We start from the raw sequence: 26,069 nt of genomic DNA on the forward strand, positions 1-26,069 counted from the left end.
AGGAGTGTACTTGGAGGATCAGCAGCACTGATCGTCATCTTTTTCTGACGGGTCACAACAGTCAGTTTGATCATTTTTATCATCACTACAACAAACCTCATCTTGCTTCACTTCAACTTCTTTAATTTCAATTCCACAACAAGCCTTAGCCATTTAATCACCTCCTTTCATTCATTGAATTTTTTTGATTAATTGGTTGAAAAATTTTAAGCATAACAGCAATCCGTCTGTGGTTGTCTTCTCCTGCCAAGTTTATAAAGTACGCGTAACCAGGATCGAGACTTTTCCCTATTGTTATTCTCATGGTAAAGGCGCGTTTCCAGCTTGTTCAATTGCTCTTGCCGATATTTAATTTCCGTTTCTAGTAAATAAGAATCAAACATTATCATCATCTCCTTAAATCAATTTTTATTGATTAATATGATTATATGTTTCGTCGGATGGAATTGCAACTTATAAATCAATTTTTTTTGATAAATAAATTGCAATTCATTACAGCTCATCATATACTATGATTAATCAAACTTTTTTGATTTGGGGTGTGAAGGATGAAAGATATTGAACGAGTAGATGAATCTCTACCAGGAACGTTTGAAAAATATGAAGCGAAGTTCAAGGCACTGGCCGATAAGAAACGACTTCAAGTCATGTATTTGTTAACCCAAAAAGGAGAAATTTGCGTTTGTGATCTTGTAGATATGATGGAAATGCCACAATCGAAACTTTCCTATCATTTGAAAATACTACTGGATGCGGGAATCATCACACGAGAAACACGCGGAACCTGGAGCTATTATCAATTGAATCAAGAGGAAGTAAATCATCTGTTATCTGCTGAACTTTGTTGCTTATTCAGACCTTCTTGTTAAGAGGAGGTTTTCTTTTGAATTAATTAATCAAAATAATTTGATATAATGTGAGAGGATGAATATCATGTGGGTGGAAACGTTTAAAAGTTTTTTATGGATTGCATTGGAATTGACTCTATTATTCGTTGTGATTTCCTTTGTCATCAGTCTGTTGCAAGGATACATACCTTACAAGAAGATTGAACAAATGCTGATTGGGCGGCACAAGTTACTCGCGGCATTCGTTGCGGTATTTTTTGCTTTCATTACGCCGTTTTGTTCTTGTTCCACGATTCCCGTGGTCGTCAATATGCTGAAGAAAAAGCTCCCGTTTAACATCGTCATGATTTTCTTATTCGCTTCACCTGTTCTTGATCCGACGATTTTGACCATCATGGGTGTTTTTCTTGGCTGGAAGGTTACCATCGTGTATACAATTTTAACGACTGTTTTATCGATTCTAATTGGCTTCACGCTTGGGGCGCTTGGATTCGAGAGAGCGGTCAAGAATGTCGTCATGTCTGGCTACAATGAGGAAAATCAGAAATTCAATGTTCGGTTTGCGTTGCGCGAAACTTGGGATTTGATGAAAAGTGTTTATCCATACTTGATGCTTGGTGCAGGGATTGGAGCCGTCATACATGGAGCTGTACCGACTGAATGGATTTCCAATCTGTTCAGCGAAGATGCCTGGTGGCTCATCCCTGTTGCCGCTATTATCGGTATTCCACTCTATATACGACTATCCAGCATGATACCGATCTCCCAAGTCTTGATTGCTAAAGGGATGGCGCTCGGACCAGTCATGGCGATGATGATTAGTTCCGCCGGCGCTAGTCTACCCGAGGTCGTTTTGTTGAAATCAATCTTTCACAAAGAACTGGTGATCACCTTCGTCATCTCTGTAATCACCATGTCCACCATATCCGGATTCATCTTCTATTTAGTATAGGTAGATTTACCTATGGTGCCAGGTACTTATTTGGAGTCCGCTCTGGTCAAGGGTTCTCTGTCGGTACCTGGTACTGTACCTTGATTTCGGTTTATAATTTCTGATTTTGGCTTGTTATTTCTGATTTTGGATTATAATTTCTGATTTTGGATTATAATTCCCGATTCTGGCTTATAAATTCTGAAACGGGTTTATGTATAAAGGAAAAGCAGAGCCGGCTATACCATAGTCGGCTCTGCTTTCTATCATTTTTAAGTCATGAAGACTCAATTAGCAGCAGTCTTCCTGTCCTAGAAAGACAAGTCCTGCACCTTGTTCAGTTTGTTGGAAGTCGACTGTCAGATCCTTCGTATATGAAACGATTCGTTCATCGATAGATACGCGGATTCCATTCAGCTCTTCCACTTGATCATTTTCTTGTGGCTCATCCAGAGCCATTCCCATCTTGGGACCGCCTCAGCCCATGCCGGCAAAATAAATACGGATGCCGTCTGCACCATGCTGATGGAGGATTCCCTCGATGGCTTGTTTAGCGCTATCTGTGATTTGCATTGATCTTCCCCCTTACTCTTACTGTTATAGCCTCTCTTAGTGTAGAGTATTCGAAGCGAATCCTCAACGTTAATCGACTTATTTCTTAGGGGAAGTCATTTCAATCGAAATTGGCTGAGGTTTTGGCGGTGCACAGCAAAGGGACATATCCCGTGCATCCCCAGCGGATTCAAACTCCGAATCTTCTTTCGTATAGAAGATCTCCCACGCGTTGCCGTCCGGATCGTAAACCCAGACTTTATCTTGAACGGCATAACAGCAAGTCGTGTCCATCTCATCGATCAAGAGAAGACCTGACTCCCGCAAACGCTCACCCATTTTCAAGACATCTTCTGTATTGTCCACCTGGAAGCCTAAGTGGTTCAATACACCTTCTTTGTTAAAATCACGAACATTCAATGAGAAATGCAAAGCAGGCTGCTCGAGCTCAAACTTCGCGTAGTTCTCTTTCACTTTCGTAGGCTCAGCTCCAAAGAAACTTTTATAAAATTCTAAGGACTTCTCCAGGTCACTACAGTTTACGGCAACGTGCATACGGTTAATCATATACAATCACTCCTTGCGAGAAAAAATTACTTACCTTCTTTTGCGAACTTTTGGATACGTTCTTCGATTTCACCACGGACACGTTGGAAAAATGTCCACTTCTCTTCTTCTGTACCTTCCGCTTTCGCTGGATCGTCAAAGCCCCAGTGGTCTCTTTTTACATGAGACGGAGTCATTGGACATTTATCGGCTGCATCTCCACAAAGTGTAACGACCAGGTCTGCTTTATTCAATAGCTCTGTATCGATGATGTCTGAAGTTTGGTCTGTAATGTCGATTTCAACTTCTTTCATAGCTTTCACCGCATTCGGGTTCAAACCATGCGCTTCGATCCCTGCAGAATAAACGTCGTACTTGTCACCTAGGTATTTTTTACCGAATCCTTCAGCCATTTGACTGCGGCATGAATTTCCTGTGCACAAAAAGTAGATGATTGGTTTAGACATGTGTAAAAACTCCTTTTGATGTATTTTTTATGTGATGATCAATAGCCAGATGTACAGGCCAGTCAATGTAATGAACAAGGTCGGCACCGTCAGGATGATACCGATTTTAAAGTAGTAACCCCAGGAGATTTTCACTCCTTTTAACGATAAAACGTGAAGCCAGAGCAATGTTGCCAATGATCCGATCGGTGTGATCTTAGGACCTAGATCCGACCCGATGACGTTCGCATAAATCAACGCTTCTCGTACGACACCAGTCGTTGCTGTATCCTGAATCGCCAGTGCGTCAATCATGACAGTCGGCATGTTGTTCATAACCGATGACAGAATCGCCGCAATGAATCCCATAGAAATCGTTGCCGCATACAATCCTTGATCCGCAGCTGCCTCAATGACCACTGCCAATACGTCTGTCAATCCTTCGTTACGAAGACCATATACGACGACATACATTCCAATTGAGAAAAAGACTATCGCCCAAGGGGCACCTTTCACGACTTTTTTCGTCTCGACCGCCGCGCTCTTTCTTGCCATAAACAAGAAGAAAATCGCAACGATACCTGCAATGATCGATACTGGAATTGCGAAGAATTCACTCGCAAAATATCCGACCAACAAGATCGCAAGGACAAGCCATGATAATCGGAACATCTTGTGGTCTCGAATCGCTTCAGCAGGTTTTTTCAATTGGCCTGCATCATAGCTCTTCGGAATATCCTTCCGGAAGAACAAGTACAATACGATGATACTCGCCACGATGGAGAACAAGTTCGGCACAATCATGCGTGAAGCGTACTCCACAAAACCGATATCGAATACGTCTGCCGAAACGATGTTCACCAGGTTACTGACGATGAGCGGTAAGGATGTGGTATCCGCGATGAATCCACTCGCCATGATGAACGGAAAAATCATCTGGTCTTTGAAGTTCAGCGCACGAACCATCGCCAGAACGATCGGTGTCAGAATAAGAGCTGCACCATCGTTGGCGAAGAAAGCGGCAACGATCGAACCGAGGATCGTCACGTAGACGAACATTTTCACGCCGTTTCCTTTTGCAATCCTGGCCATATGTAGCGCTGACCACTCGAAAAACCCGATTTCGTCCAAAATCAATGAAATGATGATGATGGCGATGAATGCTAGTGTCGCATTCCAGACAATGTCCGTCACGGCGATGACATCACCGAAGTTGACAACGCCTACTAGGAGCGCAAGAATTGCTCCACCGCACGCAGACCATCCGATTCCTAATCCCTTCGGCTGCCAGATGACGAGAACCAACGTCACGATAAAAATGAGTAATGCTAAGATGACTGAAAGCATGTTTTCCCCCTTAAATTACAGAATCCCCTGTTACGTACAGCGGACGTTCAAACCCGCTTTTTCAAGGGCTTCCAGTTGTTCTTCAGCCCCAGAAATATACTTCAATATATCTTTTACCAGCGGATATCCTTCATATTCTTGATTGATGGAATAATAGATCCACTGCCCTTTTCTCGTTTCTTTTACAAGGCGCGCATCTCGAAGTTTCCGCAAATGCTGGCTGACGGATGGTTGACTCATTTGGATCATCTCGACGAACTCACACACGCAACATTCACGCACGTTCAGAAGTCCCATGATCGTCAAACGCGTCTTATCACCCAACAACTTGAGAGCTTGAGCTACCTCAACGGTTTCTAAAGCAGAATCCTTAATCATTTTCTCACCTCACAAGCATCATTATATAAGTATATACTTATATACTCAAGTACAAAATTCTTCAACAATCAAAATATGATACATTAATAGGAACAAAACAAGGTAAGGAGGTGAACGATCATGTCTATCCTTTCTGTGATGGTGGGAGGTTTTTTCGGTGCAATCTGTCGGTATATGCTCGGTGAATGGATACCTACAACTGGCGGATTTCCAGTGGGGACGTTAAGCGTAAACCTAGCAGGTTGCCTATTACTTGGATGGTTCACGGCTTTTAGTCAACGTAAGTCTCTACGACCTGAAATTCCTCTATTGATCGGAACAGGATTTGCTGGATCGTTCACGACTTTCTCCACGTTTTCCGTAGAAACCCTCGAACTTGTTAAGCAGGAACTATTTGTTTTTGCGGCAACCTATGTGCTGTCGAGTGTCCTCGCCGGCATTGCGCTCGCTTTTGTTGGTTACCGGGTGGGAACGCGCCAGAAAGCAGGTGATCTCCGGTGATGATTCTGATTGGATTAGGAGGCTCAGTGGGGGCAGCAGCTCGGTATTTAATCGGTCAATTTTTACATAAAAAAAATCCTAACCATTGGGTGAACGGGACGTGGGTCGTCAACATCGCTGGATCCTTATTACTCGGAGTACTTGCCAGCTTATATTGGACCGAATCCATACCAGAATGGAGCTGGATGCTGTTCGGCACCGGATTTTGTGGCGCGTTCACGACATTTTCCACTTTCAGCGTTGATGTGTTGACAATGATACAGGAAAACCACGGTAGACAGGCCATTATATATGTAGTAACCTCTGTCATGCTAGGAATCTCCGCAGCTACTCTTGGATTTCTACTAGTGCAATAAAGCAGAAGGGGAGTTTTTACGTGAAAAAAGTGCTCGTCAACAAACTACGTGCCAAAAATATGTTTAAGATCACGATTTACCTTACGATTTTACCGTTCGGGATTATGGGTGTGATCGGTCTGTTCATGACGATCATCGGTGCTGCTATCGACCAGCCACCCTTGTTGTTCATGGGCATTTCGTACATTGTGATGCCGGTTTTCCTCATCTTGATTTATGGACTACTCGCTATGCTCAACACTGTCATTTACAATAAGCTTTCTGGTAAATTCGGTGGAATGGAACTTTATCTTACAGAAGAAGAAAAGCCAACAGAGGAATAAATATGGAAGGACTGCCCAACGATTGTAGGCAGTCCTTTTTTATGGTCGGTTTGTTCGAAACATCCTCAATGGGAGGACGACTCTTCTATAATAGAATTTAACAAGTTCAATGAAGAATTTCGGGACCCTTTTCATGAAAAGTTTCTTTTGGTAGACGCGCTGATGCGCCTCCTTCAAATCGTCCCATTGACGGCACGCTTTGTCCTGTGTGAATCGGACGACATCAATCACCTTCACTTCTCCATCATAAGTAAGGATCAGGTTTTGCAGGTGGATGTCAGACGGGTTGAGCCCTTTCGAGCGTGCAAATTCCAAGGCCTCATCGACTTTCTCGATCATTTCGTCTGATATGCATATGCCTTTTTCCAGACATTCATAGAACGTGTATCCCTGGATATATTCCATCTCAATGTAATTATGTCCGGCTTCATATACCTTCGGATAAAAGGGTGAGCCGCTCAACTTTGCATAGATGTCAGCCTCTTGTTTTGCTAGGTGTTCATATTCAGTGAAGAAGATTTTGACGGCGTGGTTCGTCCTTTCATCCCTAAAGACGAAAGCACTTCTCCCCTTTCCAATCAGTGTATACTCCTCAGGCTTCTGAATCAGCCGGTCCGATTGGATGTAAACTTGATTCGTTAAATGTTGAGGTGTGGGATGCATAGCCATTCCCCTCTATCGTTTTATTTGGACTTTAATATTTAGTACCCTTTTTAACTAAAACGATTCGCTCATACATCTCAAATTGTAGCCGTGGGACACACTGGCTCCCAACATGTGGAAAGCTATTTAACAATCATGACTGGACATTGAACCCGCTTGGCCACTTTATGGCTGACACTGCCTAGAACCATTTCTTGAAATGTATTCAGGCCACGACTTCCAATGACCACTAGATCATACGGATTTTCATTCGCGAATTGGACGATGGTAGGTCCTGGCTCGCCTTTCAACACTTTCACTTCATAGGCGATACGACTGTTTTGTAAAATTTCTTCTGTATGGTGCAGACGCAGCTTCCGTTTCGCTTCGATCGCTTCCCTACTGCCCTCTGAAAGGACATCGGATTTCGAGGTTGCACCATCAATGACATACACAACCGTCACTTTCGCATCCTCATCCTTTTCTGCAATTGCACGTGTTTTTTCCGCTGCCCGGATGGCATGTTCGGATCCATCTGAAGCTAATAGTATTTGTCTAAACATCGTCGTCCTCCTCACTTCAACCCCATTACTTCTAACTGATTTAATTTTCTCACTTTTTTAATAAATTTACAATTGCTCAACAATATCCCATTTATCTCCTAATTTTAAATTTATCAGATTGGCATCCATAAAGGAGCATAATGTCGAAAATGAGAGAAAAAGAATTAAGTACGCGCTTTCCTGCGATTATCCTTCCTTTACGAACGATGTTATAATCCGTATGTTCACAACGGCCCCGACTTTCATGAGAGTTGAAAGTCATTTCTGAGAAGCTGATGCACATGGTGCTGAAGCTAGAATTTTTAAACTTTATAAAGAAGAAAGAGAGAGGTGCAAAATACTTTTGAACGTACAAAAATTACAACAAGAATGGTTTGGCAACATCAGAGGGGATATCCTTGCGGGTATTGTCGTTGCATTAGCCTTGATTCCTGAAGCCATTGCCTTTTCAATCATTGCTGGGGTCGATCCGATGGTAGGTCTTTACGCATCGTTTTGTATCGCAGTTGTGATTGCTTTCGTAGGTGGTCGTCCAGGAATGATTTCTGCAGCGACCGGTGCGATGGCGCTCCTGATGACGACGTTAGTTGCCGATCATGGTCTACAATATCTATTAGCCGCGACGATTTTGACTGGTGTCATCCAACTGTTGATGGGTGTTTTAAAGCTGGGTAAAGTGATGAAATTCATCCCTAAATCCGTTATGGTCGGATTCGTCAATGCACTTGCGATTTTGATTTTCATGGCTCAACTTCCTCATTTTGTAGGAGAAACTTGGGTCATGTATGCGATGGTTGCCGGAGCTTTAGCCATCATTTATATTTTACCGAGATTTACGAAAGCAGTCCCATCTCCACTGATTGCGATCATCGTCATGACAATCATTGCGATTACATCAGGCGTTGGTGTACGGACTGTCGGTGATATGGGGGAACTTACCCAAGCGTTACCGTTATTCTTGATTCCTGAAATTCCATTGAATTTCGAGACATTACAAATCATCTTCCCGTATTCCTTTGCATTAGCCATCGTCGGTTTGCTTGAGTCACTTCTGACTGCACAAATCGTTGATGATATGACAGATACGGAAAGTGACAAAAACAAAGAAGCGAAAGGTCAAGGAGCTGCGAACATCGTTGCTGGATTTTTCGGTGGTATGGCTGGATGTGCGATGATCGGACAATCCGTCATCAACGTAAAATCCGGTGGGCGTGGAAGACTCTCTACGCTCGTCGCAGGTGTTGTGCTCATGCTATTGATTCTCGTCTTCAACAATGTACTTGTACAAATTCCAATGGCTGCCCTCGTCGGTGTCATGATCATGGTTTCAATCGGAACCTTCGACTGGTCTTCGTTGACGAAATTGCACGTGATGCCGAAGACAGACGCTTCAGTAATGGTCGTTACCGTTGTGACCGTCGTCTTTACGCACGACTTGTCCAAAGGTGTCATAGCCGGAGTCATCTTGAGCGCAATCTTCTTTGCCGCTAAGATTTCCAAAGTACATGTCGATACGAAAATGGAAGATCACATCAATACGAAGACGTATCAAGTGCGAGGGCAACTGTTCTTCGCTTCTGTAACAGACTTCGTATCGAAGTTCGACTTCAAAGAAAACGTCGATACAGTCATAGTCGACTTTACGCACGCCCACTGCTGGGATGACTCAGCCGTCGGAGCTGTCGATAAGATCGTCTTGAAATACAAACAGAACGGCGTACCCGTTAAAATCATCGGGTTGAATGCCGACAGCCACAAGTTGGTCAACAAGCTTGCGGTTTACAATAAAACAGGCGCGAATATCGCGAATCATTAATTTAGAATGAAGGTGCAGAAGCCAAAAGGTTTCGCACCTTTTTTTGTATATTAATATTTGTTAGGCCATAGAGAATGAAGTTGGTAAGTTCGATTTCTGTAGGTTCCTTGGGGGTTAAGTTTAAGTGAGGAAATGAATCGCTGGCATGTTGTTTTGGATTGTATGTGGAGATAGTCTCTCATTTGTTTGTTTGAGATCTCTTCTTCAAAAAGGATGAAATAGTCTCGGAGCGCATTAATGTGGGCATTGGTAGAGGTTGTATTACATTGAGGACAGATCCATTTATTTCGGGCTCTGTTCATGGGGATTTCCAAACATTGGGGGCATTGGACTCCGGTTAGCAGTTCTTCCTTCCGGATGTTTAGTTTGGTCATAAGATCAGGGTTATGAGGAGTATGCAATCGGATGATCAAATCTTTCAATTTCTGAAGGTCTTTTTTACGAAGTACCTGCTTTTTATGAATGTGATGGAGATCGTTTATTGTATTCAGTATTTTAGTATTCCGAATAACTTTTTTGGCGAGTAATGTTTCATTATTTCTAGATACGATTTTCGCTCTTTCATTCGCAATGACGACATAAGACTGTATCGGGATCTGATCTGGGAAGTTGTATTTCAACAACCACTGTGTAAGCTGAAAATGTTGATGTTCGACTTGCTGAATCGGGTCTTTATAGATCACTTCCTTGTCTTCAATTTGTTGGATGAGCTGATTGTGATCCGTATCAAATATCAATGTTCCTGCTAAGTTTTTCACTTCAAATATGATGATAAACGACGGATGGACAAGTAGTGTGTCCATTTGAAAATAATACCTCCCACCCGATAAACGAGTACCATCAAAGATGAGGTAGGAACTTTCATTTAGAAAGCTTAAGTAGTAATCTAAACTCCGTTCTCCCCATTCGCCAGACTTACTGGAATCCCACCAGGATTCCAATTTTGCTCGAGCAGGATGATTGTCCTTCAACCTTCTTGTTAATGCATCTAATTTTTCGATTTTTAGATTTTTAAAGTAGATTTTTTGCGTCAAAAAATCATCCCTTTCCTAATTGAATAGTAGTACTTTCTATATTGCACTCTAAAACCCTGCTGAGGGATGAATTTTAAGAGGTTACGCCCCACTTTTCTCGCGTATCGCCCCGCTTCTTCAGCGTATCGACCCACTCCCTCCGTGTATCGAACCACTTCCGCGAGCTTACGACCCGCTCCACACATATATTGACCCACTTCTCCGCACTTACGACCCACTCATGCACGTTTACGACCCACTTCCACGTCACGTCATATCGCCCCGCTTCTCAACTAAAAAAGAAACCTATCGCCACTCGGGCGATAGGCTCCTTATCAGAAATTCACTTACGTATTGCTACGGATTTCCGCTCCACCAGCTCGGTCGTGAGCTTGTAATAAGGTTCTACTTGTTCCTTGGAGAGCTTCTGGAAAATGAGGTGAACAGCTAGTGCTCCTGCCTCATACTTCGGCTGACGGATCGTTGTCAATGGTGGGGAAACGAACTCTGACAACTGAATATCATCGAATCCGACGATCGAGATGTCCCCAGGAATCTCAATTCCCTTCTCATTGAACGCTTGAATCCCACCAATCGCCATTTCGTCATTCGCATAAAATACCCCTTCAGGGAGATCATTCTGTGCAATAAGCATTTTCGTCGCCTTATAGCCGCTTTCACGCGTGAAATCTCCAGAGATTTTCCACTTCGGAATATAAGGCAGATCATATTTCTCCAGGGCTGCTTTATAGCCATTAAATCTTAAGTCATTGTCATGTGAATTGTTCGGTCCACTGATATAGGCCACCTTCCGATGTCCCTGCTTAATCAGATGTTCCGTCGCAATGAAACCACCTTGCCAGTTATCGACTTCTACCTGAAGAATGTGTTCGTCATCAAGCTTCCGGTCCAATACGACAATAGGAAAACCTTCGCGAGCTGACTCCAGGATCGTTTCATCACTAATGTTATGCGCTAGAATAATGACGCCATCGACCCGTTTTTCCCTTATGAATTTGACTGCAGTCGATTGGGCATCTCCCATCGAATTACACGCAATCAAGTCGTACCCGTTCGACATGGCGACGGTTTGGACCCCGTTGATCAGTTCTGAATAATACGGACCTGATAAATCTGTCAGAATGAGTGCAATCGTATTCGTATTTGTCCGCTTCAGATCAGAAGCGATCCCGTTCTTTAAATAATTCAATTCTCTCGCAGCCTCTATGACCTTCTTTTTGGTTTCTGGGCTGATTTTATTAATGTTGTTCAAAGCGTAAGAAGCTGTAGAAACAGCTACTCCTGCACGCTTTGCTACATCCTTGATTGTTGCCATACCTTTCACATCCTACTACTTACTCATTATTGATTTATCTTTAAAAAAATACCCCAAAACTCTTTGTATATGTTCATCCCAGTATCCCCATTCATGCGTACCAGGGAATTCCTCATAGAGGACATCCAGCTGGATTCGTTCACAATGGTCGCGGAATCGAAGGTTGGAAGCATGCAGATGATCTTCCCTTCCACAATTCAAATAGAGGAAAGGTTTCGGTGCAGAGCTTTCCGACAATTTTTCCGCCAGATAAAATAGATCATCCTCGCTCCCTCTTACCTTTCGATCACCAAAGATCGCAGGAAAATCATTCTTAAAATCCGCTATCCTCTCCGCCATATCCACGGCACCTGAAAGACTCGCAGCCATCCCATATTTATCAGGATAACGCATTGCCGTCTTCAACGCACCGTATCCACCCATTGACAATCCAGCAATGTACGTATCTTCCCTGGCCGCTGATACCGGAAACATCGATTGCACGAACCTTGGAAGCTCTTTACTGATATACGTAAAATAATTCTGTCCATACGCCATATCCGTATACCAGCTGCGTCCGACCGCCGGCATGATGACCGCAATACCGAGAGAGGATGCATAACGTTCTATGGAAGTGAATCGTGACCAGATCGTATGGTCATCCGACAGCCCGTGTAATAAATAGAGACACGGATATTTCTCCTGCTCAACTCGATCTTTATTCAGCAAACTTGGCTGCTGCGGCATGATTACATGGATAGAAGCCGAACACTCTAACGCCTCTGAAAAGAAATCGCATTTAATATGCGCCATTCTCATCACCTGATCCTTTCAACGAATAGACGACAGCTTCGAAAGGTCTTAAGTCAAATTCATCCGGTCTTATAGGTGAATCTTCATAGTTACTAATGACTAATTCAGCATCCGCATAGGAAATCCCTTTCGGTAACGAGAAGTTCGGATGCCCATCATAGAAATTCACCACGATCAGTAACCGTTCATCGCCAAGCTGTCGTGTGTAAGCAAAAATCTCTTCATGTTCTGCACAAATCAATTCATATTTTCCAAAAACGATGACATCCCGTTCTTTTCGCAGCTGAATCAATTTTTGGTAATGGTAAAAAATCGATTGCTCATCCTCGAGTGCTTTCTCCACATTGATCGCTTCATAGTTGGGATTCACTTGGATCCAAGGCTTCCCATTTGTAAAACCAGCGCTTTCCGTAACATTCCACTGTATAGGGGTACGGGCATTATCTCTTCCTTTTGCATAGATGGAGGTCATGATTTCCTCATGGGCGGTCCCTTGTTCTGCTTTTTCCTTATACATGTTGAGCGTTTCGATATCTTTGTATTCTTCGATGTTTTCAAATCGGATGTTCGTCATTCCGATCTCCTCACCCTGATAAATGTAAGGCGTGCCTTGCATCAGATGTAAAAGAGTCGCGAGCATCTTCGCAGATTCAACCCTGTATGCCTGATCATTACCCCACCGGGATACAATGCGTGGTTGGTCGTGATTGTTCCAATACAAACTGTTCCATCCTTCGCCGTGGAGCTCGGTCTGCCACTTGCTCAGCACAGTTTTTAACTCACTGAGATCGAGTGGCTTTAATGCCCACTTCCCCTGTCCCTTTTCTTCATCCAAGGACATGTGCTCGAAAGTGAAGACCATATCTAGTTCATGACGATCTGGTGCGGTATATAATTTGGCTGTCTCTGTCGTTGCAGAGGGCGTTTCACCAACTGTCATAACGTCATACTTTGACAGCACTTTCTCATGAATCTCTTGCAAATAAGGGTGGAGCTGGGGTCCATCCGTCAAGACCTTCTCATCAACTTCTTTTCCAATCAAGTCGATGACATCCATCCGGAAGCCACTGATCCCTTTTGCCAGCCAGAAGTCCATCATTTTGTGCAATTCTGCCCGGACCTCCGGATTATGAACATTCAGATCCGGCTGTTTTTTACTGAACAAGTGGAAATAATATTGTCCAGTCAGCTCATCGTATTCCCAGGCAGAGCCACTGAAAACGGAGCCGATATCACTCGGCGGTCCATCTTCTCCATCCCGCCAAATGTAATAATCCCGATAAGGGTTATCCTTCGATTTCCTCGATTCCACAAACCATGGGTGTTCGTCAGAGGTATGGTTAATGACGAGATCCATGATGATTTTGATTCCCTTCGCTCGTGCCTCCTGAATCAAGTTCTCCATATCTTCCATCGATCCGTATTCATCCATGATGCTGTAATAATCACTGATGTCATATCCATTGTCGTCGTTCGGTGATTCATACACAGGACTTAACCAGATCACATCAATCCCCAGCTCTGCAAGGTAATCCAGTTTTTCTATGATTCCACGGAGATCCCCGACACCATCATGATTGCTGTCTTTGAAGCTGCGAGGATAGATTTGATATACCGTTGACGAATGCCACCATTCTCTCTCCATACGTACCTCCTACTAATAAACGGAATGAGCCAACAGTGGAGTCAATATGATCTTGACTCCACAAGCGATGCATTATTTGAGCCCCGACATCGTAAATCCTTCGACAATGTATTTTTGGAAGAAGGAAAATATGATGATGATCGGCACGACCATGAAAGCTGCTCCAGCCATCTGCAAACCGTAGTTGCTTGCATATTGACCTTGCAACAACGATAATCCGACGGATAGCGTATACAGGTTTTCATCATTCGCGATGATCAGTGGCCACAAGAAGCTGTTCCAAGCCCCTATAAAGGTAAGAATCCCTTGAACGGCGAAAATCGGTTTGGCGATCGGTATGATCAGTCGGAAAAAGATATAAAATTCACCTGCGCCATCCAACCGGGCTGCTTCAATCAAATCTGTAGGGATCGTCGTCATGAACTGTCTGAACAAGAAAATGCTGAACGCTACCGCTAATCCCGGTAACACGATTCCGGCCATCGTATTCGTCAGACCCATTTCATTCAAAATCAAATAAACCGGTATCATGGTCACTTGGGCAGGTATCATCATCGTAGCCAGGACCATGTAGAAGATCGGTTCCCGTCCTTTGAATTTATACTTTGCGAACCCATAGCCCGCCATTGCATTCAACAATAGCCCGACGAATGAGAAAAGCACTATGATGAGCGTGTTACGAAGGTAGATTCCAAAGTTCAACCGTTCAAACAAGTTCAGATAATTTTCTAAAGTCAGATCCTCCGGAAACAAAGTCGGAGGGAATATCAACACTTCCCCTGACGGTTTGAATGAGCTGGCAATCATCCAGAAAAACGGAATGGACACGAGGATCCCGCCGATAATGAGAAGGATGCTGACGATTGATTTTTCAATTTTTTTGTTGATCGTATTCGATTCCATATCGTTCACCTCAATCTAGTACTCTGTATCCGATTTTCTGAATTTGAACTGGACGAGCGTCACCACGATGATGAAGATGAAAAGGACGAACGATCCAGCTGCTGCATATCCGAATTCACTGTATTGGAAACCTTCTTGATAGATGAATAGAGCCATCGAGATCGTACCGTTCAATGGGCCACCATCCGTCATGACAAACGGTTCTTCGAAAAATTGCAGCCATCCGATCAGCGTCGTGATCGTGACGAAGAAGGTGGCATATCGCAATAATGGAATAGTGATTTTGAAAAGCATTTGAAAGCGGTTTGCACCATCTATTTTCGCTGCCTCATAGTACGATTGCGGAATGCCTTGCAACGCGGCAAGGAAAATGATCATATTGATTCCAATTCCCTTCCAAACAGCAAGCACGATCAAGGAAAGCTTTGCAATCGTCGGCTCTTCCAACCAGGGGACTTTCCCTGCTTCCAAAAGCGATAATATATAGTTGAATAACCCATATTCCGTGTTGTATAAATAGCCCCAGATGACGGCAACCGCTACGATATTCGTAATCGAGGGCATGTAATAGACTCCTCTGAAAAACCGGAAAAGCAAGTTGGAACCGTAGTTTAAAAGTAAAGCGATTCCTAATGAACAAACGATGACAAGAGGCACACCGATCAAGGCATAAAACAATGTATTGTAGATCGACTTGTGAAACACTTCATCGGAAAACAATTCTCTGTAATTCTCTGTTCCAATGAAACTGATATTCGACCAGTTGGCTAATCCTTTCAGATCCAGGTCTGTAAAGCTGATGATAAATGCGACGAATATCGGTATGATGCTGAAGACAATTAAAATCAAGACTGCAGGTCCAATGAACATGAACGGATGTCGATCATGATAAAGCCGTTTGAAGCCATTGCCCATAATACCCCACCTAACTGAAACTGTACTCACAATACTTTCGTTGTTTCGAAAAAATGGAGTTCAGGCATCCTCTCTGGATACCTGCAACTCCACTATTAGCTCTTATCAAGTCATGCAAATACTACTCTTCCATTGATTCTTCTACTTTTTGTCGGTACTTGTCCAATTCTTTTTCCACATCTGCATCCCCGACCGTCACTTTTTCAATGGCATTCAGTAATTCTTGTCCAACGACTTCCCAGTTCTGGATTTGAGGTGATGCCTTTGCCGTCTCCAGTTGTTCCCCGAATACCGCAAGCTTCTCATCCTTCTTAAGTGTCTCATCTTCCCAAGCCTCTACTCTTGATGGGAGTGTATTGGACATTTTAAACCATTCAATCTGTGTATCCACGTCGTTCATATAAGAGATGAATTTCAAAGATTTTTCCACTTTATCTGAGCTGCTGAAAATGGAGAAGTTGGAACCACCGATACTAGATGCAACCTGTTCTTTCTTCGGCATAGTCGTGATGGACCACTTTCCTTCAAGGTCAGGTGCTTGATCATTCAGGATGTTCACCATCCATGGTCCACTGAAGAACATAGGTTTCACACCGTCTTTAAAGGATTGGACAATGTCCATTCCTTCTGCCGTCGTACTGATTCCTTCTTCGAAATAACTTGTATAGTATTGAATCGCCTCATTGAATTCTGGACTATCCAGATTCAGATTCTGCTTGTCCAAATCGAATTCAAATCCGTTCTGCCATGCAAAAATGAATGGCATGATCTGGTCGTTCCGATCAATATCCAATCCATAGTACTTATCCCCGCGATCCGCTAGTTTCTTAGATGCATCCTTCAGCTCATCCCAGGTTGCCGGTGGTTCGTTGTAACCGACTTCTTTCAGAAGGTCGGATCTGTAGTACAATACTCTTGTTTCCACATACCATGGAACGCCGACGATCTGATCCTCATATTTCATGGTTTGTGCAGCACCATCGAAATAATTTTCAGGTTTGAACTCAGGATAGTCATCCATATGTTCCGTCAAATCGACCAACGCTCCTGCATCTGCAAACTCAGACATCCATGTTGTTCCTAATTGAACAACATCCGGACCCTTCTGAGAAGCAACAGCAGTCAATAATTTATCATGCGCATTTTCCCAAGGGATCGCCTGTACTTTGACCTTGATATCCGGATTTTCCTCTTCAAACTTCTTGGCGATTTCGTCCAGTTTTTTACCTTCCTCACCCATTGCCCACACTTGGATGGTATTCTCATCATCTCCAGATCCGTTTGAACAACCTCCTAACAAAGCTGAAACGGATAAAATACAGACTAAGAATAACAAGAATGTTCTCTTACGCATCATCATCCATTACTCCCTTCTGACCCTATTATTTAAATTCCATCCATCATAAAAAAACACGTTGACTGACATTTCGCTCCTCATTTTCAATGGAGACCAATCGAGTTGAAACAACTTGATTGAAACGTTTCGATACATTGATTATAGTCAATGATGTATCCGCTTTCAATATTTAATGAGAAAAAATTTTTATAAAATTCAGTATTTCATGTATAAACCCTATAATATTAAGGTTTTTATCTTTCCATATGATAACTTAAGCGTTTGACTCCTTTTTCGAAAGCGCTTATAATCCATTGTAAATTAATATTGAAACGTTTCGAAAAACACCAGTTGAATACTTTAGGAGGAAAAACATGAGCAAAGAGCCGTATACTTCACTCATTTCTAAAATGACTTTAGATGAAAAGATTGCTCAACTGATACAGCTAGCAACTCCTTTTTATAAAGGCGCATCCAATGAAGGTCAGATCACAGGACCGATGGCTGAGATGGGAATCAAGGAAGATGTAGCCTTGAATAGTGGTTCTGTATTGGGAGCTTCAGGAGCAAAAACGACAAAGGATATCCAGAAAGCTCATCTAGAAGAAAACCGACTCGGCATTCCACTATTATTCATGGCGGACATTATCCATGGTTATAAAACCATTTTCCCGGTACCTTTAGCAATCGGTTGTTCCTGGGATTTAGAGTTAGCCGAACAAAGTGCTGAAATAGCAGCAAAAGAAGCAGCGGTTTCAGGCGTACATGTCACTTTCTCCCCTATGGTCGACCTAGCTAGAGACCCTCGTTGGGGCCGAGTGATGGAATCAACCGGTGAGGATCCATTCTTGAACAGCGAATTTGCCAAAGCTTTTGTAAAAGGTTACCAAGGTGAAGATTTGAGCAATGACCATAGCCGAGTTGCCGCTTGTGTTAAACATTTCGCAGCATACGGCGCTCCTGAAGGGGGTCGGGATTACAATACTGTGGATATGTCTGAACGGCAACTCCGCGAATTTTACCTGCCAGCCTACAAGGCTGCACTAGACGCTGGATGCGAAATGGTCATGACGGCCTTCAATATACTAGATGGCATTCCAGCTACAGGGAATAGAAAATTGATGCGTGATCTCCTGCGAGGAGAGTGGAACTTCAACGGTGTCATGATTTCCGACTGGGGAGCTGTAAAGGAACAAATCGATCACGGATATGCTGCGGATCAAAAGGACGCTGCATTAAAAGCCCTTCGTGCAGGGGTGGATATTGAAATGATGACGACGTGCTACGTCCATCATGCAAAAGAACTGATTGAAGAAGGTGCCTTCGATGAGTCCATTATCGACGAAGCGGTTTTACGAATTTTAGAGTTGAAGCATAAATTAGGATTGTTCGAAAATCCTACACGCGGTGCCAATGAAGAACTGGAAAAGGAACTCGTCTTTTCTGCTTCTCATCGTCAGGCAGCAAAGGAATTGGCGATCAAATCCTCTGTCCTACTGAAAAATGAAGGTATTTTACCATTACAAAAAGACAAGAAAGTCGGATTGATTGGACCATTCGCTGAACATGATGATCTGCTCGGTCCCTGGTCTTGGATTGGTTCAAGAGAGGATGCTGTCAAAGTAAGTGAAGGATTCCGATCAAAAATCGATTCTTCTCTCCTTACCATCGCAAAGGGCAGTGATATTGAACAAATTACACAGTCTCAAATCGATGAAGCGATTGAGGTGGCTGAAAAGTCTGATGTCATTGTACTCGCTCTAGGGGAAGATTCGTATATGAGTGGTGAAGCTGGATGTCGAGCAGATATCCGCCTACCCCAAGCACAGTTGGATTTAATCCAAGCGTTAAAGTCTCAAGATAAACCTATGATCGCCGTGCTGTTCAATGGGCGGCCCCTGGACTTGCACGGAGTCGTCGATCAAACCGATGCTGTGCTGGAAGCTTGGTATCCAGGTTCAGAAGGTGGAGCGGCAGTTGCGGACATTCTATACGGAGATGCGAACCCTTCAGGACGTTTGACGATGTCATTCCCTTACTCTGTCGGGCAAGTACCAGTCTATTACAATTGTTATAATACGGGGCGGCCTCAGGTAGCTCCTGACTCGAAAGGGCGTTTTGTTTCCCAATACCTCGACATCCCGAATGAACCGCTCTTCCCATTCGGCTACGGATTAAGCTATACGACATTCGAGTATGGCAAGGTCTCATTATCCAGTGATGTCGTCCAGCCCGGTCAACCGATCGAAGTGTCAGTGGAAGTGACGAACACTGGAAAAATAGCAGGTGAAGAGGTCGCGCAGTTGTATGTAAGAGATATCACAGGAGAAGTCGTTCGACCGCTCAAAGAACTCAAAGGCTTCCAAAAAGTGATGATCGAACCTGGTGAGACAAAGCAACTTTCATTCACCTTATCTGAAGAACAACTACGATACTATCATCCAGATTTAACGTTTGACAGTGATGCCGGCGACTTTACAGCTTATATCGGGTCAAACAGCAGAGATGTAAGTGCACATCCTTTCAAACTTGTAAAATAGAGGTGTTTTGATGTCTATTAAAACAACATATAAACAGAAATATGAAATACAGAATGGTGCATTAACATTCACATTCTTGAAGAGCGGGGACCTTTTTCAATGTTCCCACTCTTCAACGATGATCAATCAAATCCTGACCAATCCAATCGATGGTTCATTGAACAATCTTTATTTAAGAATACACCGACCGGACGCCATCAAGTCGTATCCGTTGACAGGAATCCAATCGGACAGTGAGATGTTCGTTGCGGAAGATCAAATCAAGTGGAGCGGTTCAGTCGAGAACATCTCATATGAAGTGTTGTTTACCTTGACGGATGCAGGTATCTGGTTCTGGGATGTGAATTTGAATGGAACAGGAGTTGAGGTAGATCTCATTTATGGTCAGGATCTCGGATTAGCGGATCGTGGTGCTGTCCGTTCAAACGAAGCATATATGGCTCAATATACGGATCATACCGTTTATGAACATGACGAGCGCGGTTACGTCGTTTGCTCTCGCCAAAATCAACCACAAGGTACTGGTTTCCCTTACGTACAACAAGGATCCCTGAATAAAGTCAAAGGCTTTTCAACAGACGGGTTCCAATTCTTCGGTACATCTTACAGAGAGACGAATGAACCTAAAGCATTACACAAACCGATGTTGGCTAATGAAATCTACCAATATGAATTCGCGTATATCGCCTTGCAATCAGAACGCATTCAACTAAATGGAGAAGATCAGATTGTCTTTTATGGCATGTTTAAAGAAAACCATCCGGATGCGGTGACAGAGCTTGAATTTGAAGATGAATTGAATGCTACGTGGAATCGAATCGGCAATAAAGCTGCCACTACTTTCACAGAGGTGGACCACGTATCGCTTTCACCAAAGTTCGGAGCTCCACTACATACAGTAGAACTGTCTGAAGAGGACATAAACGAGCTATACCCGCACCGTAAACATGAGGAAATTGAGAACGGGAAACTTCTCTCCTTTTTCACCGATACACATGAACATGTCGTCTTGAAAGAAAAAGAAAAACTTGTTGAACGTCCGCATGGCCATATTCTCATGACGGGTCATAACGATCGATTGAAAGATGATGTCTTATCCACTACCTCTTACATGACAGGGGTGTTCAATTCACAGCTTGTTATCGGTAATACTTCCTTTAACAAGATGATGACGAATACTCGGAACGCTTTGAACATCTTGAAAACGTCTGGTCAAAGAATCTATATTGAGAAGGACGGAAAATTTCAACTGTTAGCGATGCCATCACTCTTTGAAATCGGGTTCAATTACACACGATGGTTCTACAAAACAGAAGACGACACAATCCTCATCACCAACTTCACTGCAGTAGACAAACCTGAAGTCCGTTTACAGGTTCAGTCTTCAAAAGGGAAGTCGTATCGATTTTTGCTAACGAACCAGGTGACGATGAACAATAATGAATACGAAGTTCCATTTGTTGTGGAACAAACGGGTCAAACGATCCTTTATACTTCCGATGAAAACGCCGACAACGCAAAGGTTTTCCCGGATCTAAGCTATCGTCTTCAATTGGATGGAGCGGAATTCTCACTGACAGATGAATCGATCTTCTCATCTGACTTCGAGGCCAACTCTGCTTCCCTTTCCGTTTTGGAGATAAGGGACACAAGTGATTGGACCGTTACAATTCACGGTTCATTGTACGGTGAAAATCTGGATTCTGCACCAAAGGACTTCAAACAGGAGACAGAAAAATACCGTCAATTTTTGGCGAAAGTAATGAACGGTTTCAAGCTCTCATCAGCGAAAGAAAAGAACAACCAGATTGAAAAGCTCAACACGCTTTCCTGGTGGTATACGCACAATATGCTCGTTCATTTTTCTGTCCCTCATGGACTTGAACAATATGGCGGAGCCGCTTGGGGGACAAGGGACGTTTGCCAGGGTCCGACCGAATATTTCTTGGCGACACAAAACTATGAGACTGTACGTGAAATCATCCACACTGTTTATTCCCATCAATTCGCCGAGGATGGCAGTTGGCCGCAGTGGTTCATGTTCGATAAGTACTTCAAGATCCAGGCCAATGAAAGCCACGGTGATATCATTGTCTGGCCGTTGAAGGTGGTCAGTGATTACATCCGCGCCACCGGAAACTACGATATTTTACAAACGAAAATGCCTTATACAAGGAAGCAAGGGTTTGAATTTACAGAGGATCAAGAGAGATTGTCCGACCATATCAGAAAACAGGTTTCCTATATCAAAGCGCATTTCTTACACGATACGTTCTTATCTTCCTATGACGATGGAGACTGGGACGATACTTTACAGCCTGCGAACGAACAATTGAAAAAATACTTAGTCAGTAGCTGGACGGTTGCCCTAACCTACCAAGTCATCCATCAGCTTTCGATTGCTTTGGAAAAGGTCGATCCTCAAGAAGCACAGGAAATGAAAGCATTGGCAACCGGTATCAAGAAAGACTTTGATCATCACTTGCTTCAATCGGATGTACTCCCTGGGTTCTTATACTTGGAAAACAAGGACAACCCGGAAAAGATGATTCATCCAACAGAATCCAAAACCGGAATCGACTACCGATTGATTCCGATGAATCGAAGCATCATCAGTGAACTTTTCACTCAGGAACAAGCTGAATCTCATTATCGTTTGATTAAAGACCACTTGTATTGTCCGGACGGCGTACGACTGATGAATCGGCCGGCTGTTTATTCAGGTGGAGTAAGTAAACAATTCAAACGTGCTGAGCAAGCTGCAAACTTCGGAAGAGAGATTGGACTGCAGTACGTTCATGCGCATATCCGCTTCATTGAAGCGATGGCGAAAATGGGACATGCTGAGGAAGTGTGGAAAGGGCTCGACGTTATTAATCCAATCGGCTTGAAAGAGGTCGTGCCGAACGCTGAATTACGACAAAGCAATACGTATTTCAGTAGTTCAGACGGGAAATTCAACACTCGATATGAGGCACAAGAACGCTTTGATGAGCTAAGGAAAGGCACAGTACCTGTCAAAGGTGGTTGGAGAATATATTCCAGCGGCCCTGGTATCTATATGAATCAACTGATCTCGAATGCGCTTGGCATCCGACAAGAGAATGGTAACCTGATAATTGATCCCGTTCTTACAGATGAACTGGATGGACTGACTTTAGAGTTTACCATTCTCAATCGCCCTGTGACTTTCGTTTATTACCTCAATAATATTGAGAAAAACGTTCTGGTGAACGGAACAAAAGTAGACAATAAAACTTGTTCCAATCGCTACCGCCAGGGTGGTTTCTCCATTCCTTTAAACGAGCTGGATCAATACCTTGCTGCAGCAGATAATCAGATTTCGATTCATTTGTAGTTAAGAAAAAGACTTGTTTCATTCATTGCGAGTAATAACAATCATTAGAATCTAAAAGGCTTTCCTTCGAAAAGGAAAGCCTTTTTTCATTCAACAGGGCTAGAGACCTCCTGTTCGTTCACTCGATCTATCTTTCCTGGACGGATACGTATTGCATCCCTTTGAGCAATCAGGCACAACTCTGCAGCTTTGAATGTATGGAATTGCTTCATCGCACTTTCCGTTCCATTCATGCAGTCCAGAATCAACTGACCGAAATAAGGAAAACCGACTTTTCCGCTTAAGGCAAAATGCTTTTCCCCTTCATGATTCACAAGGTAAAGGTGGTCGCCATCCTCTTCTCTTGCAATATCGACATATTTCCTCAACTCGATGTAGCCATCTGTCCCAAGAATAAGCGTACGCCCGTCTCCCCAGGTTCGGAGCCCGTCCGGAGTGAGCCAATCCACTCGAAAATAGTTCGTGGCACCATTATCCGCAATCAGAGAAGCATCACCGAAATCCTCCAGTTCAGGAAACTGCGGATGCTTGTAGTTCCCGATTTTACTATGGACGACTTGCGCATCTACTGCGCCTGTATAATAAAGGAACTGTTCAATTTGATGACTTCCGATATCACATAGGATTCCACCGTATTCTTCTCTGTTGAAAAACCATTCCGGTCGACTGTCTGTACTGATCCGATGAGGTCCCGTCCCTTGCACTTGTACGACGTTTCCGATTGCGCCTTCCTCAATGAGCTGTCCTGCAAAGACGGCACTTTCAACATGCAGCCGTTCGCTGTAATAGACCGCCCAGATCCGTCCGGTTTCAGCTGTCTTCCTTCGTGCAGCCTCTAGTTGAGCCAATGTGGTGAACGGGGTTTTATCGGTAAAATAATGCTTTCCAGCGTCCATTGCACGCAGACCGAGACCACAACGGTGCGAAGGAATGGCAGCTCCAGCAATCAATTGTACGGTCGGGTCCTGTAGGATTTCCTCTTCTGACGATGCTTGTTTGACTTGTGGATAGACCTTGCAAAACGCCTCCATTTTCTTCGGGTCTGGGTCGTAAACCCATTTGAGCGTCGCACCTGCCTCGGTCAAACCATTACACATCCCATAAATATGACCGTGGTCCAGGGCAACCGCAGCAAAGTTGAACTCCCCATCGCTTACGACAGGTTCACTTTTTCCTTCAGGCGCATAATTCATTCCATCCGTTTTCTGCATATAAGCCTCCTTATTGCTCTATATCCACTACACATCGAAAACCGATATTACCTGTTGAACTATCGGGAGAATTCGAGCTTCTAGCAGCGACACGATAACGATTACAGTACGATTTATGACAGAGATACGAGCCGCCTCTCATCGAACGGACATGCCCTCGATCGGGACCGTTTGGATTTTTGTTCGAGCTCGCAAGATGTACATTCGGGCTGAACCAATCCGAGCACCACTCCCAAACATTTCCGCAAACATTATAGAGTCCTAACCCGTTCGGCTCGTAAGCATCCACAGGTGCGGTACCGGCATGCCCATCCCTTACCGTATTTCGGTTCGGAAAGTCGCCTTGCCATATATTACATTGATGCTTTCCATCTACAATAAGCTCGTTCCCCCAAGCATAGAGGTTCTGCTCCAATCCTCCTCGGGCAGCGTATTCCCATTCCGCTTCTGTCGGAAGCCTCTTACCCGCCCAGTCTGCATAGGCTTTGGCATCATGCCATGACACGTGGATCACAGGATGATCCATACGATCACAGATATCTGAACCGGGACCTTCAGGCTGGTTCCAGGTCGCGCCACCAACTGCCAACCACCATGGAATATTCGGTACTCTTTGAGGGTTTGACGCCAACGCTTCTTCTGTTACAAATGTATGGAATACGAATGACCAGCCGAACTTTTCTGCCTCTGTTATATAACCTGTCTCAGTGATGAATTGCTGGAATTGTTCATTGGATACAGCATGAACATCGACATAAAACGGGTCAAGCACCACTTTCCGTGCTGGTCCTTCCCCGTCCTTCGGAAAGCCGACCTTGCTGTCCGTTCCCATTGTGAATGACCCACCTTCAAGAAGAACCATCCCTTTTAGCGAAGGCTCGTTTGTGGTTGTTTGAATGGTGCTTTGACTTTGTTGTTGATGTTTTCGCCCAGGTGCACAACAATTCTTCATACTTCTCCTCCCAATTCACTCATACTTTCCATCTCAATGTGCAAATGACTGGATAATGATCAGATGGATATTTTCCATCCACCGTACTTCGATCAACCTCCGTATTCAAGATCTTGATTGAAGGCGATGTAAAAATAAAATCAATCGGTTCCCCTTCCGTCCCACCAAGGAAACCATGAAAGGTTTTCCCCGGTGACCCGACGAAAGAGCTGTATGCATCCTTCAAATGGACCTTCCCTTCCAATAAGGAGGACTCCCCACGCAACTGGCGGATGACCGGATTGTCGGGATTGCTGTTGAAATCTCCTGTCAATAGGAACGGCATCCCTTCAAGAGGGCATTGTTCCTTCATCTTTTTAACGATTAAGCGAGCCCCTTGTTCTCGTGCCCATTGACTGATGTGATCCAAATGGGTATTGAAGTGCGTGAACGTTTTGGAAGGTTCCTTCTTGAAACAAAAGCGTCCCCACGTACAAATTCTGGGGAAATCACTATTCCAACTAATGCTGTTCGGAACTTCCGGATGTTCAGACAACCAGAACTGTCCAGAATCCACAGGTTCTAGTTCACGGTGTGCATAGAAAATTGCGCAAAATTCGTCCTCGTCACCACCTCGTCTTCCTTGTCCGATCCATCGATACTCAGATAAGTCCCTTTCCAGATCCTCGAGCATTGGACGTAACCCTTCCTGAATACCAATGATCAAAGGCTGATGCTTTTGGACCATACGCGTTACAGCTTGGACACGATGACCCCAGGCATTTTCCCCATCCTGAGGCAGATCCACCCGTATATTGAATGTCATCACTTTCATCTGAA

28 protein-coding genes are annotated in these 26,069 nt (G+C 43.8%); 8 read left to right on the forward strand and 20 right to left on the reverse strand.

Translation table 11 applies throughout. The annotated features are described in order from the left end of the window. Window positions 1–18: 18 nt before the first annotated feature. Together ACSVDE_RS13455 and ACSVDE_RS13460 are read right to left on the reverse strand one after the other, a co-directional pair. Entirely contained in the window at window positions 19–153 is a 135-nt protein-coding gene (locus tag ACSVDE_RS13455) for a hypothetical protein (protein ID WP_439301384.1), read from the reverse strand. Between the two features lie 53 nt (window positions 154–206). Next, window positions 207–383: a hypothetical protein gene (locus tag ACSVDE_RS13460; protein ID WP_439301385.1), complete on the reverse strand. Its 177-nt coding sequence runs from the start codon at window positions 381–383 to the stop codon at window positions 207–209. Window positions 384–548: 165 nt separating this feature from the next. Between ACSVDE_RS13460 and ACSVDE_RS13465 the strand changes: the two genes are divergently transcribed. After that, on the forward strand, window positions 549–869 hold the full coding sequence (locus ACSVDE_RS13465) for an ArsR/SmtB family transcription factor (protein WP_439301386.1): 321 nt from the start codon (window positions 549–551) through the stop codon (window positions 867–869). 64 nt (window positions 870–933) lie between these two features. Continuing rightward, complete coding sequence (locus tag ACSVDE_RS13470) at window positions 934–1,800, forward strand: permease (RefSeq protein WP_439301387.1); 867 nt, start codon at window positions 934–936, stop codon at window positions 1,798–1,800. Between the two features lie 270 nt (window positions 1,801–2,070). Here ACSVDE_RS13470 and ACSVDE_RS13475 read toward each other — a convergent pair whose 3' ends face one another. From ACSVDE_RS13475 to ACSVDE_RS13495, 5 genes are all read right to left on the reverse strand, one after another. Then, window positions 2,071–2,352, reverse strand: coding sequence for an iron-sulfur cluster biosynthesis family protein (locus ACSVDE_RS13475; protein ID WP_439301388.1), 282 nt, complete (start codon window positions 2,350–2,352; stop codon window positions 2,071–2,073). 78 nt (window positions 2,353–2,430) lie between these two features. Beyond that, the gene (locus ACSVDE_RS13480) at window positions 2,431–2,898 is read right to left on the reverse strand and encodes an ArsI/CadI family heavy metal resistance metalloenzyme (protein ID WP_439301389.1); all 468 of its coding nucleotides are present in this window, start codon (window positions 2,896–2,898) and stop codon (window positions 2,431–2,433) included. Between the two features lie 26 nt (window positions 2,899–2,924). After that, a complete protein-coding gene (gene arsC, locus ACSVDE_RS13485) occupies window positions 2,925–3,344 on the reverse strand; it encodes an arsenate reductase (thioredoxin) (RefSeq protein WP_439301390.1) in 420 nt (139 codons plus the stop codon). 27 nt (window positions 3,345–3,371) lie between these two features. Continuing rightward, complete coding sequence (locus ACSVDE_RS13490) at window positions 3,372–4,670, reverse strand: arsenic transporter (protein ID WP_439301391.1); 1,299 nt, start codon at window positions 4,668–4,670, stop codon at window positions 3,372–3,374. Between the two features lie 30 nt (window positions 4,671–4,700). Next, window positions 4,701–5,048 carry an ArsR/SmtB family transcription factor gene (locus tag ACSVDE_RS13495; protein ID WP_439301392.1) on the reverse strand — a complete coding sequence of 116 codons (348 nt, stop codon included), beginning with the start codon at window positions 5,046–5,048 and terminating at the stop codon, window positions 4,701–4,703. Window positions 5,049–5,168: 120 nt separating this feature from the next. On the opposite strand from ACSVDE_RS13495, the gene crcB (ACSVDE_RS13500) reads away from it, so the two are divergent. Genes crcB (ACSVDE_RS13500) through ACSVDE_RS13510 form a run of 3 tightly spaced genes read left to right on the forward strand, consistent with a single transcriptional unit; the run spans window position 5,169 to window position 6,228 of the window. Then, window positions 5,169–5,549, forward strand: a complete 381-nt coding sequence (gene crcB / locus ACSVDE_RS13500; RefSeq protein ID WP_439301393.1) for a fluoride efflux transporter CrcB — start codon at window positions 5,169–5,171, stop codon at window positions 5,547–5,549. Continuing rightward, window positions 5,549–5,905, forward strand: coding sequence for a fluoride efflux transporter CrcB (gene crcB / locus ACSVDE_RS13505; RefSeq protein ID WP_439302004.1), 357 nt, complete (start codon window positions 5,549–5,551; stop codon window positions 5,903–5,905). The genes crcB (ACSVDE_RS13500) and crcB (ACSVDE_RS13505) overlap by 1 nt, the downstream gene beginning before the upstream one ends. Window positions 5,906–5,925: 20 nt before the next feature. Then, a complete protein-coding gene (locus tag ACSVDE_RS13510; protein WP_439301394.1) occupies window positions 5,926–6,228 on the forward strand; it encodes a hypothetical protein in 303 nt (100 codons plus the stop codon). A 39-nt stretch (window positions 6,229–6,267) separates the two neighbouring features. On the opposite strand, the gene ACSVDE_RS13515 is transcribed toward ACSVDE_RS13510, so the two are convergent. Then, window positions 6,268–6,891, reverse strand: a complete 624-nt coding sequence (locus ACSVDE_RS13515; protein WP_439301395.1) for a hypothetical protein — start codon at window positions 6,889–6,891, stop codon at window positions 6,268–6,270. Window positions 6,892–7,013: 122 nt separating this feature from the next. After that, window positions 7,014–7,433: a universal stress protein gene (locus ACSVDE_RS13520; RefSeq protein WP_439301396.1), complete on the reverse strand. Its 420-nt coding sequence runs from the start codon at window positions 7,431–7,433 to the stop codon at window positions 7,014–7,016. 343 nt (window positions 7,434–7,776) lie between these two features. Here ACSVDE_RS13520 and ACSVDE_RS13525 point away from each other — a divergent pair, with 343 nt between their 5' ends. Beyond that, window positions 7,777–9,249: a SulP family inorganic anion transporter gene (locus ACSVDE_RS13525; protein WP_439301397.1), complete on the forward strand. Its 1,473-nt coding sequence runs from the start codon at window positions 7,777–7,779 to the stop codon at window positions 9,247–9,249. Between the two features lie 50 nt (window positions 9,250–9,299). Here the strand turns inward: ACSVDE_RS13525 and ACSVDE_RS13530 are convergent, their stop codons facing one another. From ACSVDE_RS13530 to ACSVDE_RS13565, 8 genes are all read right to left on the reverse strand, one after another. Further along, on the reverse strand, window positions 9,300–10,283 hold the full coding sequence (locus tag ACSVDE_RS13530; protein WP_439301398.1) for a nuclease-related domain-containing protein: 984 nt from the start codon (window positions 10,281–10,283) through the stop codon (window positions 9,300–9,302). A gap of 73 nt (window positions 10,284–10,356) precedes the next feature. After that, the gene (locus ACSVDE_RS13535; RefSeq protein WP_439301399.1) at window positions 10,357–10,533 is read right to left on the reverse strand and encodes a hypothetical protein; all 177 of its coding nucleotides are present in this window, start codon (window positions 10,531–10,533) and stop codon (window positions 10,357–10,359) included. Between the two features lie 72 nt (window positions 10,534–10,605). Then, window positions 10,606–11,598, reverse strand: a complete 993-nt coding sequence (locus tag ACSVDE_RS13540; RefSeq protein ID WP_439301400.1) for a LacI family DNA-binding transcriptional regulator — start codon at window positions 11,596–11,598, stop codon at window positions 10,606–10,608. A 15-nt stretch (window positions 11,599–11,613) separates the two neighbouring features. Continuing rightward, window positions 11,614–12,390 (reverse strand): alpha/beta hydrolase, encoded by a 777-nt coding sequence (locus tag ACSVDE_RS13545; RefSeq protein WP_439301401.1) that lies wholly within the window; start codon window positions 12,388–12,390, stop codon window positions 11,614–11,616. After that, the gene (locus tag ACSVDE_RS13550) at window positions 12,377–14,035 is read right to left on the reverse strand and encodes a glycoside hydrolase family 13 protein (RefSeq protein ID WP_439301402.1); all 1,659 of its coding nucleotides are present in this window, start codon (window positions 14,033–14,035) and stop codon (window positions 12,377–12,379) included. Before ACSVDE_RS13550 ends, ACSVDE_RS13545 begins: the two co-directional genes overlap by 14 nt. A 72-nt stretch (window positions 14,036–14,107) precedes the next feature. Then, on the reverse strand, window positions 14,108–14,938 hold the full coding sequence (locus tag ACSVDE_RS13555; protein ID WP_439301403.1) for a carbohydrate ABC transporter permease: 831 nt from the start codon (window positions 14,936–14,938) through the stop codon (window positions 14,108–14,110). Between the two features lie 15 nt (window positions 14,939–14,953). Then, a complete protein-coding gene (locus ACSVDE_RS13560) occupies window positions 14,954–15,853 on the reverse strand; it encodes a carbohydrate ABC transporter permease (RefSeq protein WP_439301404.1) in 900 nt (299 codons plus the stop codon). 121 nt (window positions 15,854–15,974) lie between these two features. Beyond that, window positions 15,975–17,213, reverse strand: coding sequence for a sugar ABC transporter substrate-binding protein (locus ACSVDE_RS13565; protein ID WP_439301405.1), 1,239 nt, complete (start codon window positions 17,211–17,213; stop codon window positions 15,975–15,977). A gap of 350 nt (window positions 17,214–17,563) precedes the next feature. On the opposite strand from ACSVDE_RS13565, the gene bglX reads away from it, so the two are divergent. Together bglX and ACSVDE_RS13575 are read left to right on the forward strand one after the other, a co-directional pair. Continuing rightward, window positions 17,564–19,729: a beta-glucosidase BglX gene (gene bglX, locus ACSVDE_RS13570; protein ID WP_439301406.1), complete on the forward strand. Its 2,166-nt coding sequence runs from the start codon at window positions 17,564–17,566 to the stop codon at window positions 19,727–19,729. 10 nt (window positions 19,730–19,739) lie between these two features. Continuing rightward, the gene (locus tag ACSVDE_RS13575) at window positions 19,740–23,087 is read left to right on the forward strand and encodes a GH36-type glycosyl hydrolase domain-containing protein (protein ID WP_439301407.1); all 3,348 of its coding nucleotides are present in this window, start codon (window positions 19,740–19,742) and stop codon (window positions 23,085–23,087) included. 86 nt (window positions 23,088–23,173) lie between these two features. On the opposite strand, the gene ACSVDE_RS13580 is transcribed toward ACSVDE_RS13575, so the two are convergent. From ACSVDE_RS13580 to ACSVDE_RS13590, 3 genes are read right to left on the reverse strand one after another with little or no spacing between them, the layout of a single operon-like run. Continuing rightward, complete coding sequence (locus tag ACSVDE_RS13580; protein ID WP_439301408.1) at window positions 23,174–24,298, reverse strand: Gfo/Idh/MocA family protein; 1,125 nt, start codon at window positions 24,296–24,298, stop codon at window positions 23,174–23,176. Window positions 24,299–24,308: 10 nt separating this feature from the next. After that, complete coding sequence (locus tag ACSVDE_RS13585; RefSeq protein ID WP_439301409.1) at window positions 24,309–25,250, reverse strand: formylglycine-generating enzyme family protein; 942 nt, start codon at window positions 25,248–25,250, stop codon at window positions 24,309–24,311. A gap of 19 nt (window positions 25,251–25,269) precedes the next feature. Continuing rightward, window positions 25,270–26,064, reverse strand: a complete 795-nt coding sequence (locus ACSVDE_RS13590; protein ID WP_439301410.1) for an endonuclease/exonuclease/phosphatase family protein — start codon at window positions 26,062–26,064, stop codon at window positions 25,270–25,272. Between the last annotated feature and the right edge of the window lie 5 nt (window positions 26,065–26,069).

The organism is Pseudalkalibacillus sp. Hm43 (assembly GCF_051842935.1).
In the GTDB taxonomy this organism is placed as follows: domain Bacteria; phylum Bacillota; class Bacilli; order Bacillales; family Fictibacillaceae; genus Pseudalkalibacillus.